The organism is Pseudoalteromonas sp. ND6B (genome assembly GCF_000764215.1).
Classification (GTDB): Bacteria; Pseudomonadota; Gammaproteobacteria; order Enterobacterales; family Alteromonadaceae; genus Pseudoalteromonas; species Pseudoalteromonas tetraodonis.
In genome coordinates, this window is the sequence record NZ_JQFL01000043.1 from 1 (window position 1) to 948 (window position 948).

A 948-nucleotide genomic window follows, 5' to 3' on the forward strand; every position below is an offset into this window, starting at 1 on the left:
TGCTCTTGGCTTTTTCATCGGCTTAGCTGGCTTTACTTTTTCTCTATGCGTTAATAAGTTATGTGCCTTCATGACACGATAAAACGAACTTTCAGACGCTATCCATATGCCCTTATCAAGCAGCTTAGGGACTATTTTACTGGCCGGTAAATGCCCATATTCGGCTGAATTAGCCGTATTAATAATGCGCTGCCGCTCTAACTCTGTGAGACGGTTAGGCGGCTGTTTTTTCGTACTCGTCCGTTTGTCAGTCATATCGTCTGCTTCAATCCACCGCTGAACGGTTCTTAGTGTCAGTCCAAGTAACTCACATGCCTTTTCTTTCCTTGCCCCTGAAGCCTGTGCGTTTGTGATAAGCGTTATTAATTCATGTCGCTCAGTCGCTGTTGTTAATCGTCCTCGTTGAAACCCCAAAGTGCATCCGCTTTTTTTTTGAGTACAAGTAGAGCGGCAGTTTCAGCTAAGGCCTTATCTTTGCGATTCAGTTCTTTTTGCAGTTGCTTTATTTCTTGCTTAAGCTGTTTACTGTCTGACTTTACTGTTTTATTTGAAGGTGGTGTTACTAAGTCTTTCTTCCATTGCTGAATATGATGCGGATAAAGCCCTATATTACGGCAGTATTCATTTATGGCGGCTTCATCTAAACTTCCACACTCAATTACTGCGTTGAGTCTTTCTTCTAAACTCCAGTCTTGTGGTCGTTTTTCTGCTGTCATTTGGCTACCCGTCTGGTGTATTTCAAGTTGATGCTTTTTTGCCAGTGCTATCCAACGTTGTAACGTTGAATAACCGACACCTAAGTCATCTGCAATATCTTCTAAGCGAACATCATCACATTGAGATAATGCTTTTTCAACAGCTTGAACTTTAAATTCTTGTGTAAATTGACGTCTCATTTTATTTGCCTCTGCTAAATGTTAGAGGCGACAACTATCCTGACACAGGGGG

At 41.8% G+C, this 948-nt stretch carries 1 protein-coding gene and 1 pseudogene; both read right to left on the reverse strand.

Going from position 1 to position 948, the window contains the following annotated elements:
- Window positions 1-414: pseudogene (locus ND6B_RS08365) on the reverse strand (helix-turn-helix domain-containing protein); the annotation flags it as partial.
- Complete coding sequence (locus ND6B_RS08360; RefSeq protein ID WP_008464884.1) at window positions 390-896, reverse strand: transposase; 507 nt, start codon at window positions 894-896, stop codon at window positions 390-392. The pseudogene ND6B_RS08365 and the gene ND6B_RS08360, both read right to left, overlap by 25 nt.
- Window positions 897-948 lie beyond the last annotated feature (52 nt).

Coding starts and splice junctions, on each gene's coding strand:
- ND6B_RS08360 (WP_008464884.1), bottom strand. CDS start 896: ATGAGACGTCAATTTACACAAGAATTTAAAGTTCAAGCTGTTGAAAAA.